The 20,623-nt window shown below is 56.6% G+C and carries 13 protein-coding genes; 9 read left to right on the forward strand and 4 right to left on the reverse strand.

The annotated features are described in order from the left end of the window. Nucleotides 1-86 precede the first annotated feature (86 nt). From AB1L30_RS27315 to AB1L30_RS27330, 4 genes are all read left to right on the forward strand, one after another. On the forward strand, nt 87-539 hold the full coding sequence (locus AB1L30_RS27315) for a hypothetical protein (RefSeq protein WP_367017807.1): 453 nt from the start codon (nt 87-89) through the stop codon (nt 537-539). 166 nt (nt 540-705) lie between these two features. Further along, nucleotides 706-2,151 (forward strand): HTTM domain-containing protein, encoded by a 1,446-nt coding sequence (locus tag AB1L30_RS27320; protein ID WP_367017809.1) that lies wholly within the window; start codon nt 706-708, stop codon nt 2,149-2,151. Nucleotides 2,152-2,584: 433 nt separating this feature from the next. Then, nucleotides 2,585-3,898 (forward strand): efflux RND transporter periplasmic adaptor subunit, encoded by a 1,314-nt coding sequence (locus AB1L30_RS27325; RefSeq protein WP_367017810.1) that lies wholly within the window; start codon nt 2,585-2,587, stop codon nt 3,896-3,898. After that, nucleotides 3,895-7,080 (forward strand): multidrug efflux RND transporter permease subunit, encoded by a 3,186-nt coding sequence (locus AB1L30_RS27330; protein WP_367017812.1) that lies wholly within the window; start codon nt 3,895-3,897, stop codon nt 7,078-7,080. The genes AB1L30_RS27325 and AB1L30_RS27330 overlap by 4 nt, the downstream gene beginning before the upstream one ends. 99 nt (nt 7,081-7,179) lie before the next feature. Here AB1L30_RS27330 and AB1L30_RS27335 read toward each other — a convergent pair whose 3' ends face one another. Both AB1L30_RS27335 and AB1L30_RS27340 read right to left on the reverse strand, forming a co-directional pair. Continuing rightward, entirely contained in the window at nt 7,180-8,634 is a 1,455-nt protein-coding gene (locus AB1L30_RS27335; RefSeq protein ID WP_367017814.1) for a DUF1570 domain-containing protein, read from the reverse strand. Nucleotides 8,635-8,959: 325 nt separating this feature from the next. Next, nucleotides 8,960-10,579: an NAD-dependent malic enzyme gene (locus tag AB1L30_RS27340; RefSeq protein WP_367017816.1), complete on the reverse strand. Its 1,620-nt coding sequence runs from the start codon at nt 10,577-10,579 to the stop codon at nt 8,960-8,962. Between the two features lie 399 nt (nt 10,580-10,978). Between AB1L30_RS27340 and AB1L30_RS27345 the strand changes: the two genes are divergently transcribed. From AB1L30_RS27345 to AB1L30_RS27365, 5 genes are all read left to right on the forward strand, one after another. Further along, a complete protein-coding gene (locus AB1L30_RS27345; RefSeq protein WP_367017818.1) occupies nt 10,979-13,690 on the forward strand; it encodes a DUF1592 domain-containing protein in 2,712 nt (903 codons plus the stop codon). A gap of 56 nt (nt 13,691-13,746) precedes the next feature. Beyond that, complete coding sequence (locus AB1L30_RS27350) at nt 13,747-15,150, forward strand: DUF1552 domain-containing protein (RefSeq protein WP_367017820.1); 1,404 nt, start codon at nt 13,747-13,749, stop codon at nt 15,148-15,150. Nucleotides 15,151-15,404: 254 nt separating this feature from the next. Next, nucleotides 15,405-16,061 (forward strand): hypothetical protein, encoded by a 657-nt coding sequence (locus AB1L30_RS27355; protein WP_367017822.1) that lies wholly within the window; start codon nt 15,405-15,407, stop codon nt 16,059-16,061. A gap of 219 nt (nt 16,062-16,280) precedes the next feature. Then, nucleotides 16,281-16,730 (forward strand): cupin domain-containing protein, encoded by a 450-nt coding sequence (locus AB1L30_RS27360; RefSeq protein ID WP_367017824.1) that lies wholly within the window; start codon nt 16,281-16,283, stop codon nt 16,728-16,730. A gap of 445 nt (nt 16,731-17,175) precedes the next feature. After that, nucleotides 17,176-18,291 carry an EAL domain-containing protein gene (locus AB1L30_RS27365; protein ID WP_367017826.1) on the forward strand — a complete coding sequence of 372 codons (1,116 nt, stop codon included), beginning with the start codon at nt 17,176-17,178 and terminating at the stop codon, nt 18,289-18,291. On the opposite strand, the gene AB1L30_RS27370 is transcribed toward AB1L30_RS27365, so the two are convergent. Together AB1L30_RS27370 and AB1L30_RS27375 are read right to left on the reverse strand one after the other, a co-directional pair. Further along, on the reverse strand, nt 18,288-19,097 hold the full coding sequence (locus AB1L30_RS27370; protein ID WP_367017828.1) for a metallophosphoesterase: 810 nt from the start codon (nt 19,095-19,097) through the stop codon (nt 18,288-18,290). The two genes, AB1L30_RS27365 and AB1L30_RS27370, sit on opposite strands and share 4 nt — an antisense overlap. 74 nt (nt 19,098-19,171) lie before the next feature. Beyond that, the gene (locus AB1L30_RS27375; RefSeq protein WP_367017830.1) at nt 19,172-20,611 is read right to left on the reverse strand and encodes a DUF1501 domain-containing protein; all 1,440 of its coding nucleotides are present in this window, start codon (nt 20,609-20,611) and stop codon (nt 19,172-19,174) included. Nucleotides 20,612-20,623 lie beyond the last annotated feature (12 nt).

Below are 20,623 nucleotides of genomic sequence, written 5' to 3' on the forward strand. Positions count from 1 at the left end.
GCAAAAACGCGGCCGGCATCGTGTGGTGGAAGACCAAATCTGGATGGTCCGCGATCTGTTGGGAATCTCTGAGCAAAGGTTGAGCAGTGAAGCTGAATTGGATGTATCTGGCGATTCTGTCACTGGTTTTCGTACCAGTCGCCAGCGGATGTGGTCGGGCAAGCTACATGAAAGACGTTGCCCCGGTCACCGGTTATGTCGAACTGGATGGCAAACCAGTCACCGAAGGCTATGTCACCTTCACCCCGAAAGTGACGAGCAATGCCGATCCACTCTCTTCTGGCAAAGCAGCCAGCGGAACGATCGGAAGCGACGGCAAGTTTATGCTGTCGACCTATGGCAACAACGACGGTGCGATCATTGGCGAGCACACAGTCACGTTCTTTCGGCCCGATCCGGAAGATGACGAGCAATTGGTGATGCGAAATCGATTTATCCCTGGCGGAAAGCAAGTCGATGTCGAAATCCTGCCGGACGACAACGATCTGCAGATCCACCTTCATCGCAAAGGTCCGGCCGAAGTTACACGCGGTTCGTAACCACAGCGATGAAACGGAACTTTTGCCTTGGCTTGCCTGAAATAGTTTGGGCGGCCAAGGCAATTTGCGATTCTGACCGGCGACCATTTCGCACTTGATAGAGCAATCTTTTCGCATGCTTAGTCCCGCGACCTCTTCGACAGAATCCTCACACGACACGCGTCCCTTGTTGTCGCGATACCAACAGTTGGAACAGTTTTTGTTCCAACCGCTGTCGATTGCACCTCTCGTGTTCTTTCGCGTCTTTTTCGGCGTGATGATGCTGTATCACTTGTACAGCATGACGGTCGACCACTGGATTCATTTCTTCTACGTACTGCCTGACTTTCATTTCACCTATCCAGGCTTTGGTTGGGTGAAGCCTTGGCCAGGCGAAGGTATGTACTTCCATGTGGCGTTGATGTGCGTTGCCGCGACGGGAATTACGCTTGGGTGTTGCTTTCGTTTGTTGTCGCTGTTGTTTTTCCTGGGATACACGCATCTGTTTCTGATCGAGAAGGCCCTTTATCAGAACCATTGCTACCTGATCTGCTTGCTCAGCGGCATCTTGTTTTTGCTGCCAGCGAATCGAGCTTGTTCCGTCGATGCCTATTTTCGCTGGGTGAAACCAAGTACTCAGGTCCCAGCGTGGACGCTTTGGCTTCTGCGGCTTCAACTCGGGATACCCTATTTCTACGGGGGCCTGGCGAAACTGAACTACGACTGGCTCAACTCGCAGCCGCTGAAGTTATGGCTGGCACGCCGTGAAAACATTCCGTTCATTGGCGAGCTACTTTCGTCTGAGTGGTCCCCATTCGCCTTCGCTTACCTGGGAACGCTGTTCGATCTGTTGATTGTTCCGGCACTCATGTGGCGGCGGACTCGTTGGATCGCCTATGCGCTTGCGTTGAGCTTTCATCTGACGAACTCGATCCTGTGGGAGATCGGCATCTTTCCGTGGTTCATGATCGGGGCGACGCTATTGTTCTTTCCTTCGGACCTGTTTCGCCGTTGGATGCGTTTTCCGGAAGTCACCGCAGACGAAGCGATCGCTATACCGCAAGCCGCTGTTTGGAGGAAGCTTCAAGTTGCGTGCCTACTGGCGTTTTGTGCCTGGCAACTGATCCTACCTTTCCGACACTTCCTGTATCCTGGCGATGTCAGTTGGACTGAAGAAGGACATCACTTTGCCTGGCACATGATGCTGCGTGAGAAAGATGTCGGCATTCGTTTTTATGTTGTCGACCCGGCGACCGGCACGCGCGGGCTGGTGAAGGTCAGCGACTTTCTCAACGAGCGCCAGATCAGCCGCATGGGCAAAGATCCGGACATGGTGATCGAGTTCGTCCATCATGTCCGCGATCACTATCGAAAGCACCTGGGCAAAGATCTGCAGATCTATGTTCTCAATATCGCGGCGCTCAATGGCCGCAAGCCGCAACTGCTGATGGATCCGACCGTCGACTACTGCGCGGTGCAGCGAAGTTGGCTTCCGCAACCTTGGATCGTCCCGCTTGAAGAGCCTTTGCGGGCCGAAGGGTGGTCGGCACCACTCGATCAGTGGGAACACATTCTTGACCTCGATGTTCCCCCGATGATGCGACCAGCCCAGCTCAGCACGGCGTCACCCTAGCAGCTCTCTGCGGGTACGCGCAGCTTGCGCGGGCCAAATCAGCACCTCTGAGGGGAAGCCAAGTCATGGGACTTTCTTGATGAGAGAATTTGCTAAAGATCTTGGACCTTTACCCTCTCGACCCGAGAGAACAAGTGTCTAAGATTAGTCCAATGACTCGAATTGGTAGACATATCAATAATTCGCGTCCCTAACTCACCCCCCAACAATCTGCCCCCACCTTCGACGTAGCAGTGTGCTTGTTGCGTCAGCTTTGCAGTCGATGTTTTGGTCGTTGCGAAGTCCGGAAAAAGCCAGCATTCTATCCGAACAGTTCTTTACAAAAACATCTGACACTATGCCTTTGCTTCGAGCTCTTACGCTGCCGAACTCGGTAATTTCGTGTAGCGTTCTTCTGATCGGGCTACTGGGATGCAACCAGTCAGCTCGCGAAATGCCCAAGCCTCCTGCGCCCACCATGACCGTAGCGCAGCCTGTTCGAGAAGAAATCGTCGAATGGGATGCCTACACCGGCCGCATGGAACCCATCGAGTTTGTTGAAGTCCGATCCCGCGTAAGTGGGTATCTACAGTCCATTCATTTCGACGAAGGTCAGATGGTGAAGCAAGGCGACCTCTTGTTCATCATCGACCCGCGTCCCTTTGAAGCCGCGCTCAACGGGGCGAAGGCTCAGCTGGCCCAGGCCAAATCCCAACTGTCCCAGGCCCATGCCCAGATGGAAGAGGCAAAAGCTCAGCAAAAACAGGCTGACGCTCAAGTCCAGTTGGCCGATGCCCGCGTGAAGCGTACACGTACCCTTCGTGTGAGTAGTGCGGTCGCCCAGGACGAACTGGATCAGCGAGAAGCCGAATTTACCCAAGCCCAGGCCAATGTTGCGTCTGCGTTGGCAAGCATCAGTTCGGCCGAAGCGGCCCAGGGAACGGCTGCCGCGGCAATCGAAGCGGCACAAGCGGCCATCGAGTCGGCTCAGCTCGATTTGAATTACACCCGGATCTACGCTCCGGTTACTGGTCGGATCAGTCGCGAATACATCACCGAGGGCAACCTGGTCAGTGGCGGGACGGCGACTTCCAGCTTGTTGACGACGATCGCTTCGGTGCAGCCGATCTATTGCACTTTCGACGTCAACGAACACCAGGCTCTCAAATACATTCGTCTTGCGATCCAGGGGAAACGGAAGAGTTCGCGAGAAGCGAAGAACCCGGTCTACCTGGGGCTGTCTGACGAAGATCAGTTCCCGCACAAGGGGCATATGGAATTCGTCGACAACCGCTTCGATACCGATACCGCGAGCATGCGAGTCCGCTGCATATTCCGGAATGAAGATGAGGTGCTTGTCCCTGGCATGTTCGGCAAAGTTCGCTTGCCAGGCAGTGCCGCTTACGAAGCGATCCTGATCCCCGATTCTTCCATCGGAACCGATCAGTCTTCGCAATACGTTTACGTGGTCGAGGACAACAAGATCGAACGCCGTCAGGTCACGCTGGGCCCGATCGTCGATGGCTTGCGTGTCGTGCGTGAAGGTTTGACCGGCGACGAGCAACTGGTCATCCAAGGCCTTCTGCTGGGGCGTCCTGGGATGGAAGTCAAAACGGAAGCAGGTGAAATCAACGTGATTGAAGATGGCCTGCCGAATACCTATGAACCGCTTCCGGCGGAAGAATGGATCTCGCCAGGCCTGACGTCGATCATCACACCGACCGAAACCGTCCAGGCGACACCGAAGAAAGCAGAGGTCGTTCAATGAAGTTTTCCCACTTCTTTATCGAACGTCCGATCTTTGCCGCGGTGCTCTCTTTCATCGTGGTCTTGGTGGGCGGCATCACCTACTTTGCCCTGCCTGTTTCGCAGTACCCCGACGTCGTTCCTCCGACGATCGTGGTGCGTGCCAGTTACCCTGGTGCCACGCCACAAGTGATCGCCGATACGGTGGCGACGCCGATCGAGCAGGAAATGAACGGCGTGGACGACATGCTGTACATGGAATCGTCGTCGAGTGCCGACGGTACCATGCAGTTGACCGTGACCTTCAAATTGGGGACCGACCTCGACGATGCCCAGGTGCTGGTGCAAAACCGCGTGGCGATCGCCGAACCTCGCCTGCCTGAATCGGTCCGGCAGATCGGTGTGACCACGAGTAAGCAGATTCCCGACATGCTGATGGTGGTTCACTTGAATTCGCCAGACAGTACTCGCGATCAGCTCTATATCAGTAACTACGCGTTCCTTCGCGTTCGCGACGCGCTCATGCGTTTGGACGGCGTCGGCGACGTGCGTATCGCCGGTGGTAACGAGTACGCCATGCGAGTCTGGCTCGATATCGAGCGGATGACTCACTTGGGTCTGATGCCTGGTGACGTCATCTCGGCAATTCGAGGGCAAAACGTTCAAGTCGCCGCCGGTGTGATCGGCCAGCCACCGACGAGCGACGTCGGTGCATTCCAGTTGAACGTGACCACCCAAGGTCGTTTGAAAGATACCGAAGAGTTCGGCCAAATTATCATCAAGCGTGGTGAAGATGGTCGGGTGACTCGCCTGAGCGATGTGGCCCGCGTCGAACTGGGTGCCCAGGACTATTCGCGACTCAGCTACCTCGATGGCAAGCCAGCCGTCGCGGTGCTCGTCTATCAGCGGCCTGGTACGAATGCCGTGGACACGGCGGACCAGGTCAAGCAGGTCATGGGCGACTTGAGCCGCGACTTCCCCGTCGGTATCGGTTACGAAATCGCTTACAACCCGACCGACTTCGTCAAAGAGTCGATCGACGAAGTGTTCGATACGCTTTACATCACGACGGCATTCGTGATTTTCACCGTGTTCATCTTCCTGCATGGCTGGCGGCCGACCATTATTCCGGTCATTGCCATTCCGATCTCGCTGATCGGAACGTTTGCCCTGATGCAGGTCATGGGTGTGTCGCTGAATACCTTATCGCTGTTCGGTCTCGTGCTGGCGATCGGGATCGTGGTGGACGACGCGATTGTGGTCGTCGAGAACGTCGAACGGTTAATTGCCGAGGGGATGAATCCACGGGCCGCCACGCACAAGGCCATGGACGAAGTTGGTTCCGCCCTGATTGCTACCACGCTGGTGCTGATCGCGGTGTTTGTTCCGACCGTCTTCATCCCGAGCATCAGTGGTAAGTTCTATCAACAGTTCGCCATCACGATCGCCATCTCGACGGCATTCTCGACCTTTGTCTCGCTGACACTCAGCCCGGCCATGTGTGCGATCTTGCTTCGTCCGAAGAACGAAGAAAAGAAGGGCCTCGCGAAGCTGGGGGACAAACTGTTTGGTTGGTTCTTCCGCTTGTTCAACAAGACGTTCGATATTACGAGCGACGCGTACGCCTGGATCATTTCGCGAATCGTGCGAGTCTCGGCATTCGTGCTGCTGCTGTATGTCGCAATGCTGGTTTGTACGTGGAAGAGTTTCGACCTGGTTCCGACCGGATTCGTTCCGGCCATGGACCAAGGTTACTTGATCGTCGCGATTCGATTGCCTGATGGTTCGGCTTTGTCGCGAACCGACATCGTCACCCAGAAGGTGGCCGAAATCGGCGGCAAGATCGATGGCGTAGCTCACTCGGTTGGTATCGCTGGTCTGTCCGGTTCGACCTTCACGATCAGTCCGAACGCGGCGGTTTCGTTCCTTCCGCTGGAAGACTCGAAAGAACGTGGTGCTCGCGGGCGAACCGCCAACGCGATTGTTGCCGACCTGCGTCAGGCCGTTTCTTCGATCAACGAGGCCGAGATCTTCGTTATTCCACCTCCGCCGGTCCGTGGTATCGGTCGTGGTGGCGGTTACAAGATGTACCTCCAAGATCAGAGTGGTGCCGGGATCGATGCGTTGGACCTGGTGACGCAGCGTATGGTTGCCGAAGCCAATCAGCAGCCTGGCCTGGTTCAGGTTTACTCGAACTATCGCTTGAGTGTTCCGCAGATCTACGCCGACGTCGATCGTACCAAGGCAGAAATGCTGGACGTGCCGGTCGCGAATGTCTTCGAGGCATTACAGGTTTACCTTGGTTCGCTCTATGTGAACGACTTCAACTTCCTGGGACGAACCTATCGCGTGACCGCTCAGGCCGAGCCAGAGTTCCGTGATGAAGCGAGCGACATCATGCAGCTTCGCACGCGGAGTGCTCGTGGTGCGAGTGTTTCGCTCGGTTCGCTGGTGAACGTGAAGACCGTTACCGGCCCAGACCGCCTGGTGCGATTCAACCTCTTCCCTGCCGCCGACCTCAATGGCGACACGGTCGCAGGCTTCAGTACCGGTCAGTCGCTGGACACCATGGAGCAGTTGGCTCAGGCGAACCTGCCCCCAGGTTTTGGTTATGCCTGGACCGATATCGCTTACCAGGAACGTCAGGCAGGCAACACGATTGTCTACTTGTTCCCACTGGCGGTGTTGTTCGTGTTCCTGACGCTGGCTGCCCAGTACGAAAGCTGGTTGCTGCCGCTGGCGATCATCTTGATCGTTCCGCTGTGTTTGCTGTTCGCCTTGATTGGGATTTGGTTCCGAGGGATGGACAACAACATTCTGACGCAGATCGGTTTTATCGTGCTCGTGGGTTTGGCTTGTAAGAATGCGATTCTGATCGTTGAGTTCGCAAAAGCGGAAGAAGATGCTGGCAAGAATCGCTTCGATGCCGCCGTCGAAGCATGCCGTCTGCGTCTGCGTCCGATTCTGATGACCGCGTTCTCGTTTATCCTCGGTGTGATTCCGCTGCTGATTGCTACGGGTGCCGGGTTCGAGATGCGTCGCGTGCTCGGAACCGCCGTGTTCGCAGGCATGTTAGGCGTGACCTTGTTCGGTCTGTTCCTGACGCCGGTGTTCTACGTGGTGCTTCGCCGCTTCGCCAAGAAGAAGACTCCGGAAACCGAAACAGCAGCTACCCCAGCACCGGCAGTTGCCGAAGCGAAGTAGCGCATTCGCTCAGACCATCGTCTAACGGATGCATTAACAATTAGAGGAGGTCCCAAGATCGCTTGGGGCCTCCCTTTTTTGTTTGGAAAACGCGTGAACCTAGCGTGCGTCTTCCAGCGTTTGTTCGAGATCGGTTTTCAGCGAACGCATGTAGGCTCGCCACTGACCGTCGAGGGCCTGTTTGTCTTTACCGAATACCTTGTCGAAGACCTTCTGCAGCTCTTCCGGTGTGGTGTGCGTCGCTTTCGGCATCTTGCCCAATTCCCGGTAGTATTCGATCAGCTTGTCGAAGTGCTTATCCATCAGGAAGTGGGTCAACGCCCAGGCCTGACCATAACCATGCAGTGTCGAGAAGTTGTTCGCCGCACGCGTGAAGATCTGATCCGAGGCAATGAAATCAATGTTCGAGATATTGCGTATCGGTGCCAGTTCGCGATACCATCCCAATCGCTCCGCATTGACCGCACCAATACCGCTCCACGCGGCTTGCTTGGGTGACTCAAAGTACGTCGCCAGGCCTTCGGCGGCCCAAACCGGCACCGGGGCATTGCCTGGCATCAGTCCCGTATTGGCAGCAAGCTGGTGCGTCGCCTCGTGGCTGACCACTTCGATGTCCAGGTTCTCGCGTTTCACTTCAATCAGCAAACTAAGCGTATCGGCAAAGCGAATCACGTCGGCCAGGCCGCCGATTTTTCGACGCACGATCTCGTCGCGTTGGCTCTGAATTCGCTTATTCAGCATGTTCAGCACCTCGAACGATTGATCCGTGCCTTGATCATAGAAGACAGCGACATTATCAATGCGATGGAAGAAGCCCGCCGCCGAAGCGAGGTCTGGCCCCAGCAAATTGACGAATTGGAGATACTCGCTATGCTCGGCGAACAGCACCACCATCAGCAGTTTGTCTGGCACGTCCAGTTCGACCCCTTCCAGGCAGAACTTCATCATGAAGCTCTCGTAGACGGTCTCGAGCAGTTCGAGGCGTTCCTCGGCTCGGGTCTTACCAGTGCGGCGATCTTTTTTGTCGCCGGTGTCGTGCAGCAGCAGGAAGTGCTTGCTTCTTAGAAAGCTCATATCAGCGCGGTTCTTGGTGAAGTCGCGCATGATCTTTTCCTGAGCCGGATCAATTGGAACCGGCTTGGTGATCTTCATCTTCAGATCGACCAGTTTCTTCACACGGTCATCATTCGGATCGATCTCCCACGCTGCTTTGCACGCCTGATAGAAAATGTCGAGCTTACCCACACGCAACGCATGACGGGCCGCATCCAGACAACCAGAAAGATCGCCGGCCGCCTTGGCCGAGTTCAATTGGTTGACCGCTTGCGATTGCACCGACGGGACTTTGAAGATCTTCACGTCCGATGCGTTCATGTACAAGTTGCCGAATGTCGAATGACGGAACGTCACCGTCGCGCCTGGATTCACCGACGCACGGCCTTGCAGAATGAAGACCAGATCGGTGCCAGGAACGTTGTACAGAACCAGGTCAGCAAAGGCAGAAGAGACGCATACCAGCCCCAGAATCAGGCTGAAGATCGAGCGAGCAATCATAAAAACTCTGCCGGGGAAAAGTGAGTCCGGGTGAGTAGATACCACCCGGATTATGCCCGTTGAACGGAGGGTTCGCAAAACAAAGTTCGCGACTTTCATTTGATTGCGCCAGGATCGCTCGCCGAACGTTCCGATTCTTTCGATCACACCGATCACCGTCAATGGGCGAGAAAATACAACTTTTTAATCTCCCGGACTTTCACTTGAATCATTCGACTTTCGTCGAGCGAAATCAATCGTGCAACAAGAAATGACGCCGGGCAGCGTCGCATAGTGCCAACGCTGCCCGGCTTGATTCCCTCAATCAACGCGATGTGCAAACGCGTTATGCGCTGTACTTCGGATTGTAGACCATCGATTCGATCCAGGCCCGGATATCTTCGGGGCGTTCGACGGTGGCATCCCCTTGGTCGAAGATAAACTCAGCAACGCGAGCCGCCGTGGTGATTTCGGTCTCGAGGATCGAATCTTGGCGTGGAAACAGCATGCCATGTTTGCGATCGGACTGGCTGACCTGATCGGCACTTCCGTGGGCTGCGGCGATAAAGGTCGCGTCGGTGATCCGCTTGGGCCGGGTCGCGTAAACCGCCATACCGACCGCTGGGAAGATATAGAAGTTGTTGGCCTGACCTGGGTGGAACTTCTTGGCATTCATCATCACATCGTCAAACTGCACACCAGCGGCGACCAAGGCCGCTCCATTGGTCCACTTATAGATCTGCTCGGCGGTCGCTTCGGCATGATCGGTCGGATTGCTGAGCGGGAAGATGATTGGACGATCGCACTTGGCGTACATCGCCTTCACGACCCCTTCAGTAAACAGTCCGCCAACCGTGCTGACACCAATCAAGATGGTTGGTTTGACGTGCTTCACCGCGTCTTCCAGGCGACGCATCGGCTTATCTTGACGGGCGTAAACCTTTTGCGATTCGCTCAGGTCTTTTCGGCTCGTGATTAACAGGCCATTCTCGTCGAACATGGTGATCTTGGTGCGAGCTTCCGCTTCCCCCAGACCTTGCTGAACCATCGCTTCGACCATCATGTTGGCGATCCCGATCCCGGCCGAGCCGGCACCCGCGAACAAGATACGCTGGTCGCTCAGTGCTTCCTTCTTGATCTGCAGAGCCGTAATCAGCCCGGCCAGGGCGACGCTGGCGGTGCCCTGAATGTCGTCGTTATAGACGAGATACTTGTCTTGATAGCGATGCAGCAGGCGGATCGCGTCGGAACCTTTCCAGTCCTCGAAGTGAACGCACACGCCAGGGAAGACTTCGTTAGCCGCTTCCATGAAGGCATCGACGATCGAGTCAACTTCATCTGGCGTCGGTGGTGCTTCGCGGAGTCCCAAGTACAGCGGATCGGCTCGCAAGGCGGCGTTCGAGGTACCGATGTCGAGGTGAATTGGCAGTAAAACCTCTGGAGGAACGCCAGCACAGGCGGTGTAAAGCTGCAGTTTGCCAATTGGAATCGGGGCACCGTTCACCCCGATATCGCCCAAACCCAGAATTCGCCCGCCACTGGTCACGCAAATGAAGCGGACCTCTTTGTTCGGCCAGTTCTTCAGCACGGTGGCGAAGTGATTTTTCATTCGCTTGTTCAAGTACATCCCTTGCGGGCGACGGAACAAATGGCCATAGCCCAGACAGGCATCCGCGATCGTCGGATCATAGACAATCGGAATGAAGCGGGCCGGATCGCTCATCAGCGTGGCATAGAACAACGTCTGATTCCGCTCGACCAGGTCTTGCAGATAGACATAGCGTTCCAGGTCGTTCGGCTTGGCTTCCAGTTGACCCAGTACGCGTTCGATTTGCCGCTCGAGCGTGTCGACACCCGATGGCAATAACCCTTCCAGTCCAAACGAGTAACGTTGTTCTTCAGTAAAGGCGGTCCCCTGATTGCTGAGAGGATCGTTCAAAACGGCAAACTGGCTGGCGCTGTCCATGATCGGTTCCGGATGATTAGCGAAGACATTAGTCAACGCGCAAGACTAGCCCAGGCAATCGGGCAGGCAAGTTTCCTCACGGACATCTCGACTTGGGTTAGGGTTATAGCGGTTGCAGGCCTGGACGAGCTCGCCGGTAGTGAGCCCTCCTTTTTGGGCCAACCACCCCCGCTGGGCAGCCGCTTTGGGGCAAATTCTTGTGCTGAATCCAGTGGGCAACTGGCCTATCGGAGTGGGCATCGCCCAAAATCGAGCCTGCCCGAATCGCAAATTTATATTGGCGGGCCGATTCGATTGCTTTAGACTGGACGGTACCTGCCCCAAAGCCCCCCTTCGGTTCGTCTGCTCTTCCCTGCAGATACCTCGTGAACCTGCCTGCCTTTCGTGGTCTGTTGCCATATGTCGATCTACTCGAAGACAACTTGCCCAATCCTTTGCATGGTCTTGCTGTGCGCTGGCCTCAATGTCGCGTCCGCGGCGGAAGTGGAGCCAGCCGCCCCCGCCGAGCTTCCGAGCCTCGAACAGTTGAAGCAAACAGGCCTGACGCGGTCCAGATTTCACGCCACCGCGAATGGCCCGAAGGCCTTGCCGAGCGATGGCAAGCCTCCGGGAGCCGACCTGAAAACCTTTCAGGACAAAATTAAACCGCTGCTGACCCAATACTGCTACGACTGTCACAGCGCCGAAGTCATGGAAGGCAACTTCCAGGTTTCAAGCCTCGACCCCAACATCTTGAAGGGCAAAGACACTGAGTGGTGGGCCGAAGTCTTCTCGGTGGTGACCAAAGGGGAGATGCCTCCGCCAGACGATATGGACATGGACGAAGCCGACCGACGCGTGGTGGTCCACTGGCTGTCGCGGGAGCTCGAAGCGGCCTCGATCGTTCGTCGGCAATCAGGTTCCCACTCGGCGTTTCGGCGACTAACGCGATACGAATACAACTACGCCCTGCAAGACTTGCTGGGGCTGCCGTGGGACTTCGCCAAAGACCTGCCGCCGGAACCTCATTCCGAAGAAGGTTTCGAGAACAGTTCGGTTCTGCTGCATGTCTCGGTCTCGCAGTTTGAAACCTATCATCGCCTGGCCCGCGAAGCGCTCGACAAAGCGACCGTCTCGGGTCCACGCCCTGAGCCGATTTATTGGGGCATCTCGATGAAGCAAGCGGCTGAACGCGAGTTCAAGCAGCAAGATCAGCAAGTTGCCAAGGCCAAGAAAGAACACAAAGACAATCCGGAGAAGCTAGCGGAAGAGCTCGCGAAGCTGGAAAAGAACGCCAAGCAAACCTTCCGCACGCCTTACTATCAGCAGTTGTCGACGGGACGCACCGCCGAGGCCGAATGGGCTTATTACGGTGCCAGGTACGCGTTCGCTCCGATCAAAACGAAAGCAGAGTTCCCGGAAGACTACGACCATGTCGCGATCTTGCCTGGAGGCCAACGCCGCAACATCGTGGTCGAACTAGGCAATCAGATTCCGGACGAAGGGACGATGCGTGTCACCGTGAGAGCGTCGCGTGCCGGGAAAGACGACAAAAACTTCCCCAGCCTGCAACTATTGTTCGGCTGGCAGGCAAGCAACGAAGGCCGTGCCCTGCAAAGGGTCAGCGAAGCCGACGTTCCAATCACTGCTACGCCCGACACACCACAGATCGTGCAGTGGGAGTTCCCCCTCAGCGAGATCTATCCGCGAAACTCGGTTCGTAAGACTTCGCCGATGGGGCACACGCCGAGTCCATCTGAGTACATTCGCATCGCCAACAGTGCGGCGTCGGCCAGTGATATTCAAATCGACTATGTTTGCGTCGAAGCCCCCGTCTACGAGCAGTGGCCACCCAAATCGCATCAGCAGATCTTTTTCGAGAGCGAGAACTCTGGTGACGAAACGGCTTATGCCCGCGAGATCATCACGCGATTCATGACTCGGGCATGGCGTCGTCCTCCGAGCCCGGCGGAAGTCGATCGGAAGCTCAAGCTGTTTGCCGTGATGCGACCACAGTGCGAACGCTTCGAGGACGCAGTTCTGGAAGTGCTGGCGACCGTTTTGTCTTCGCCCCAGTTCCTGTATGTTGCTCAGGCCAGTCAGCACGAGGCTGCCCCAATCGATGAAGCCACTGCGCAGCAAAACGCCAGTCTGGCAACTCGGCTGGCCCTGTTTTTGTGGTGCAGTTTGCCCGACGATGAACTGATAGAAGTCGCCTCGACTGGCAAGCTGACCGACCCGGACATTCTTACCGCTCAGGTCGATCGCATGTTGGCCGACCCTCGCAGCAAGCGATTTTCGGAGCACTTCGTCAATCAATGGCTCAATTTGGAACTGCTCGGGTTCGTCAATTTCAAAGGGCTCGATCCGCTGCTGAAAGAAGCGATGCAGCACGAACCGGTCGCGTTGTTTGAGGAAGTGATGGCCAACGACGCGAGCATTCTCGACTTCTTGCATGCTGACTATGCGGTCGTCAACGAAAGACTCGCCCGGCACTACGGCTTGAAGAATGTCTACGGAAACGAATTTCGCCGAGTCGATCTCGAAGCGAGTGTTCCCCGTGGCGGTCTGCTCACCCAGTCAGGCGTGCTGGCGATGAACTCCGACTTCCCCGATTCGCATCCGCTGAAACGCGCGATCTGGTTGTTGGAATGTATCCTGGCCGATCCCCCTCCCCCGCCTCCACCCGCGGTTCCGCAGATCGACCTGGCAAATCCGGAGATCGCGAAGATGACGCTGCGGGAACGAATGGAAGATCACCGCAGTCAGGCCGCTTGCAAATCGTGCCATGTGAAGATCGATCCTTGGGGACTCGCCTTCGAGAACTTCGATGCCCTTGGCAAATGGCGAGACAACATCCGTGGCAAACCAGTCGATGCATCGAGCGAACTGTTCAACGGCGAGACGCTGGAGGGCATGGAAGGACTGAAACGCTTTCTGCTGGACAATCGCCAAGATCAGTTCGTCGAAGCAACCGTCCGCAAAATGGCGACGTTTGGTCTCGGGCGTCCACTTGGTTTCGAGGATCGGGCCGAGATCGATACCATCACTGCCCAGGTACGCCAGCAAGGTGATGGCCTGCGGACCGTTGTCCAGACGATCGTTCACAGCGACCTGTTTTTGTCGGAATAACTTATCCCCGAAGCATGCACTAGCGTGCAGCCATCGCGAAGCAAGAGAAGCAAATCATGGGATTGAATTTGAACAAGCTTGATCGACGACGTTTCCTGCGGGGTAGTGGTTTCGCCTTGGCTTTGCCGCTGTTTGGCTCGCTGCTTCCACAGAACCTGCTGGCCGATCCGGCGGTTAATAATCCGAAACGCCTGGGATGCTTCTACTTTCCCGATGGCGTTCCAATGCCGTTGCCGGAAGATCCTTCCTACCAAGAGTGGGCTTGGTTTCCGCATGGTGGCGGTACTGAATTCACGTTCACCAACTGCATGACGCCGCTCGAATCGCTGAAGAGGGACCTGACCATCTTCTCAGGCTTTTCGCACCCGCAGTCGAGAACCGTGCATGGGCACAACAATGCGGACCAGTTCCTGACGGGCGCTTACATTGGTGGTGGCGACAAGGAATACAAAAACACGATCTCGCTCGATCAGGAATACGTTAAGTATGTCGGCGATAAGACCCGTGTCGCTTCGCTGGTGATGTCGACCGACGGCGGGACCGGCACGGCCCGTGGTACACACACGATTTCCTTCGATCGCAACGGTCGCCCGATTCCGGCAGAGCATCGCCCGAAGCAAATCTTCGACATGCTTTTCGTGAAGAAGAACAACGACTCGGCTCGGCGGCTTGCCTTGAGCGACAGTGCCCTCGACGAAATGCTGGCCGATGCCCAGTCGCTGCGAAAGACACTCAGCAAAGAAGACCAGCACAGCCTCGACGAGTACCTCGACTCAGTCCGTCAGGCCGAACTGAAAGTCGACAAGGCGAAGCAGTGGCTGAGTGTTCCACTGCCAACGGTCGATCGCGATCAACTCAATCTGGAACTTACGACGGAGCATCCACGGGAATACCTGCAAACGATGTTCGAGCTGATTTACCTCGCTTATAAGACTGACACCACGCGCGTGGCAACCTATCAAATCGGTCGCGAAAATGGCGTCGGTCGCAGCGATCATCTGGCCCGGGCCATCGGTTTCAATCTGGCCCATCAGCTTTCGCACGAAACGAAGAACCCCGATGGCTGGAAGAACTTCGGCCTTTATTGCCAGTTCCTCAATGAAGAGTTCGGGCGATTCGTCGGCAAGTTGAAAGAGACCCCAGAGCCAGCCGGCACCGGCTGCATGCTCGACAACACGCTGCTGCTGATGGGGTCGGCTTCGAGTGCCTTCCACTTGTCGCGGAACTATCCGATCATCCTGGCCGGCGGTAAGCAGATGGGCCTGAAGCATGGTCAGTACATCAACAACGCCGGCATGAACTTCCAGGGTGGTCCTTGGCTGGGCAAACGCGAGCCATGGCAAGATCAAGCGAAGGGGAATGACCTGCCGCTGTCGAACTTGTATGTCACCATGCTCCAGCGATTGGGCGTCTCGGCCGAGTCGTTCGCCGACAGCACCGGCGTGATCGAAGGCATCTAACTTCCGCCTTCGTTTTGCTATCGTTGATGGCACTAGCAACCAGGGTCGCATGGCACGCAGCTAGCGACCTTATCTACCGATAGGCTTGCCCAAAATAAGCCTTGAAAACGTTGCCGGAGGCTGGCAAGATCGCCTCCTCGAAATCGGCTTAATGCTGACAATCCGCAATGTCGATAGTCATTCGGGGGCAACAGACAACACAGATTAGCGGCACGCAAGGGTTGCGGAGTTGGCTATCTGCGGTGGAGACCAGAATGCAGCGTCGTCTATTTCTTTCTTACCTGACCGGATCGCTTTGCATCGGCCCGGCAGCGTGCCTTTTAAGTGGATGCGGAACGCTGATTCATACCGAGCGTGTCGGTCAACCTCACACGCACCAGATCGATTGGAAGATCGTGGCCCTCGATGGTTTGGGCATGCTGCTCTTCTTCGTTCCCGGCGTGATCGCATTCGCGGTCGACTTCTATACCGGGGCGATCTACATTCCTTACGAAGAATACCACGGGCCCTATCCGGCACCTGGCTCGGCCAGCACTCCGCAGCCGACCTGGGGGCCACCTCCGAGCGTGCCCGTCACGACGCAGCAGACCACTGCCGCACCGACTCCGGCCTCCGTCGCTCCGGCTAACGGCCCATCGCTGCAATCGGCTGGGAATTCGGTTTCGACCACTTGGAGCCCGGAACTTGGCCTCCGCCGAATGGAAGTCCCTCGTGATCAGCTCGATCCGCAGTCGCTGGAACAGGTCGTCTCGATGCAGATCGGTCGCCCCGTTTCACTGCAAGATCCGAGCGTGCGAATGAGCGATCTGGCTCAGATCGAATCGTTCCAGGATCAGCGTCGCACGCACGAAGAAGATCGTTCGTTCGGCTCGAACATCCGGCGTTTCTTCGATCGCTTCCAGCAGGCGTAACGCTTCGATTGGCCAGCACCTCGGGGGCACACTTCCCTGCAAAAGTTGCCCCGATTCATGGCGGCGTCCTAGAACTTTCTTCGCATACCCCCAAATCTGACGTAAATTTGGTCGCTGGGAGTCGGGCGCGACGGGCGTTTGACCGAGCATCGGTACTTACCGGAACGCACAAGCTTTTGGCCTCCGTTCTGGCAACCTTTCGTGGTGGAAAGCTCGCTCATGAATCGCCTGACAACGTACCTGCTTTGCTCGCTCGCCTTGCTAGTAGTGGGTGGAATCGGCCTCGCTTGGGCGCATGAAGATGGCGTCTTGAAGGTGACCGTCGTTGCAAAGTCGATTGACTCATGGGACGGCAAGCCGCTGCCTCCGTACCCGGAAGGTCAGCCAGAGATCACGATCCTGCGGATCGTTATTCCAGCCGGTGAACGAACGCCACTGCACACCCATAGCGTGATCAACGCCGGCGTCATGCTTCGCGGCGAACTGGTGGTCCATATGGAAGGTGGCGGCACCAAGACGCTGAAGGAAGGGGACTCGCTGATCGAACTGGTCAACAAACCACACTGGGGTCAGAACGACACCAAAACCGACGCCGAGATCCTGGTCTTCTACGCCGGCATCCAAGGCAAGTCGAACACGCACACCGTGGAAGAGCACGCCCATCCATAGCGGGAACGGCCCGTGACTGTCACCGACCGCCTTGCGTTCTTCGTCCTCGAAAGACACATTACCCAGGTTAGTGCCTTTACGGGTGATGTTTTCGCCTGGCGGTGGCTCCGCTTGTGGATCTTTGCCTTCCCATACGGTCTCTCCAAGTCGGAAAGAACGCGTGATCAAAGCTCGGTGGCCCCAAGTACTGCGACAATCTGTGGAGACGTCACAGCCGGTAACAACCTCGCCCGTGGTGGTTCGTGTGAGTCGTATCAGTTGTAGCGAGCGTCAGCTACCTGAAAGCCCCAATTACCGAACCAAAGTCACGGGTCCATGCAATTTGGCGGCTTTCCGCTGCGCGGCCTCAAACCATGTGCCAGACTTCAGCCAGTAAACAGGCCGATTTTCAATCAGCCTGCGTGCATCGAATTCCGAAGGCTGACTTGAAGTTTGGGGATTGCTGGTGACTTGTTCGTGCCGAACTGAAGAACGTCGTTTCTGCTTGCGATTTAATCCGAGTGTGAACTGGGGGACTCACCTGGTGCAGTTTGCGGAACTACGCGACTGGGAACTCGGTAGCGAGGCCACCGACTTTGTCGTGCTGGTCGGAGGCCGCTCGCGTTATTTGATTGTGAACGACGTGGTCAACTTCCTGCGCGCGATTCTCGAGCCGTCGCAGCTGGCTGCCATCGAAGCCCGCTGGGAAGCCGCTTCGCCGGAACCAGGCTGCTGCATGCGTCAATCCGCCATGACAACCCACGTGGCCGACGCCTTTATGAAGCTTGAACAATTTGCCCCACTCAACGCGACGCCGCTGGTCGAACTGCTACGAAGTGGCCGCATCACTAGCCACTTCCAACCGGTCTTTCGCGCCGATGGTCAAACCGTGTGGGGCTACGAATGCTTAATGCGGGGCGTGACGGACGAAGGCAAGATCATCTATCCAGGGGAACTCCTGGCTTGGGCCTCGCAAGAACGTTTGACCTTCATGCTGGATCGCATTTGCCGCGAGACCCACATTCGCAACGCGAAGAAGACCCTGCCAGACAACGTTTCGATCTTGATTAACTTCCTGCCAACGGCAATTTATGAACCATCGTACTGCTTGAAGTCGACCATCGCCGCGGCGAAATCTGCCGGGATCGAGCCAGATCGGATCGTGTTCGAGGTGGTCGAGACCGAAGCGGTCGATCAGCGTGAACACCTGACCGATGTGTTGATGTACTACCGCGAAAAAGGTTTCCGGATCGCATTGGATGACGTCGGTGAAGGCTTCGCAGGCCTGAACATGCTTGCCGACTTGAACCCTGATGTGATCAAGATCGATATGAGCCTCGTCCGCACGGCAGTCAGTTCGCCGATCCATACAGCGATCTGCGGTGCACTCGCTTCGATTGCCAAGCAGTGCAACCGACTCTGCCTGGCCGAAGGGATCGAGACGGCCGAGCAGTTCGAGTTGATGAAGTCGCTTGGTGTCGATTTGTTTCAGGGCTTCTACCTGGCCCGCCCCGCCGCCACCGCCTTTCAGCCAGTGAAGAGTTCGACGATCGTCGAAGCAGAAGCGGTCGCCGCCAGCTAGTTTGCTGTCAGCACCACGGCCCGGGCATCGACATTCAGTACCTGGGTTCCGTTGGCCAGCTCGGCCAGTGGCGTGTCCCAGTGAGCATGGCCACGGACAACGAGCGTCGGGTTAAACTGCTCAAACATCTCACGTACGAGAGCCAAACCACGGCAGCCGGGCACTGGGGCATCGGGGCCGTCGTGCATGATCACGATCTCAGGCGATTCACATAGAAGAGAGCCGACACCGTCGACGAAGTCATCGATATGCCTTCGCCAAAGACGCCTCGGATCGCCAGGGATGCCGCTGAGTCCCGCGATTCTCAGGCCATCGACCGTCACCACGTCGCCGTCGAGAAAGTGCATCGGGTCCGAGAATCTCGGTGGCCCTGCTTTGTCGCCGAAGAGGTCGTGGTTGCCGGCGACTCCGACCACCCAATCCATTTGGTCGGCGAACGCCCGCCAAACCGAGCGCACATCGCCACTCCCTCCGCGACGATCCAGTGTCGGAACCGTATAGAAATCGCCTGCCAGCAGGACGCCGATGCGTTGATTGCCCACGTTCAACGAAGGCAGGATGTCGTCAAGTAGCATTGCTGGAAGAACTTCGCCCAGCAGGCGTAACGGCTGACCACGCGCCGACTCGAAGGTTTCGCGACCTTGCAAGTCTGCGGTTACCACCAGCGCCGAAATCCCCTCAGGCAGTGCGTCAACAACGCCATGCAGCACCGGCAGCGAATCGGAATAGAAGTCGCCGGGCCGCTTGCCAGCGTTCAGGAATCGAATTTCCCGAACCGGTTCGTCGCTGAGGGATGTGATTCTCATCCCGCCGAAGACACACCTTCACCGAAAGAGGTTCGCTAACGGGCAGCGAGTTTCTGGCGTGCCTTGATCTTGGTCTAGCTTAAGAGGTCCAAGATCGGGTGATGCTCTTCAACGCCGGTTAGCTTGAAGTTCAAACCACGATGGCGGAAGGTTAGCTTCGTATGATCGATCCCCAGAGCGTGCAAGATCGTCGCTTGAACGTCATGCACGTGGACTTTGTTTTCGACGACGTTGAAACCAACTTCGTCCGTCTTGCCATAGGTCAGCCCGGGCTTCATCCCACCACCGGAGAACCACATGGTGAACGCTTGCGGATGATGATCACGTCCCTGACTTCGTCCCAGGGCGGCACTCGATTCGACCATCGGCGTTCGACCAAACTCACCCCCCCAAACGATCAGCGTATCGTCGAGCATGCCCCGCCGACGCAGATCTTCAACCAGGGCAGCACACGCTTGATCGGTTTCTTTGGCCTGAGCTCGAATCCCGCCTTCGACGTTACTATGATGATCCCAGCCAGCGTGATAAACCTGAACGAAACGGACGCCTCGCTCAGCGAGCCTTCGTGCGAGAAGACAATTGTTGGCGAACGCTTGTTTCGGATCACTCGGGTTCGCTCCGTAAAGATCCATCGTTTCCTGGGTCTCTTGCGAGAACTCCATGAGCTCTGGGGCCCGCGACTGCATGCGGAAGGCCATTTCGTACGCTTCCATTCGCGTACGGATTTCAGGATCGCCAACCGCGTCGAAGCGTTGTTGATTCAACTGGCGAATCAAATCGAGCGACTCGCGCTGAGCTTTCGTATCGAAGCCAGGCGGATTCGATACGTGCAGAATCGGATCGCCTTGCCCGCGGAATGGGACACCTTGATGCACCGATGGCAGGAAACCAGCGTTCCACATCGCCGCCCCCCCGCTCAAGCTGCCACCACTCTTCAGCACGACGAACGACGGCAAGTCGTGGGCTTCGCTTCCCAGGCCGTAACTCAGCCAAGAGCCCATGCTAGGTCGACCTGGCACACCATTGCCAGTGTTGCAAAAGAGCTGGGCTGGCGAATGGTTGAAGTGATCGGTGTGGACCGAACGCAGGATTGTGATATCGTCGACCACCTTCGACAAGCCTGGCAGCATTTCGGAAATCTCGGCACCACATTGGCCATGCTTCGCGAACTTGAATCGTGGACCAAGGACTGCCGCGTCAGGCTGAATGAACGCGTAGCGTTGCCCAGCGATCACCGACGGAGGAATCGGCTTGCCTTCCATTTCGGCAAGCTTCGGCTTGTAGTCGAACAACTCGAGCTGACTAGGGGCACCTGCCATGAACAGGTAGATGACCCGCTTCGCCTTGCCCGGAAAGTGCGTCGACTTCGGCGCGAATGGATTGGCGTTGTCGGCGTGGACGACTTCGTTCGCCATGCCTGATTCGGCCAAGAGCGAAGCCAGGGCGATCTTGCCAATTCCCACACCACAATTGCGAAAGAAGTGTCGTCGAGTTTGTTCTTGAAGCCAATGCATTGGTTCGCTCAC

Source organism: Bremerella sp. JC817, assembly GCF_040718835.1.
Taxonomy (GTDB): Bacteria; Planctomycetota; Planctomycetia; order Pirellulales; family Pirellulaceae; genus Bremerella.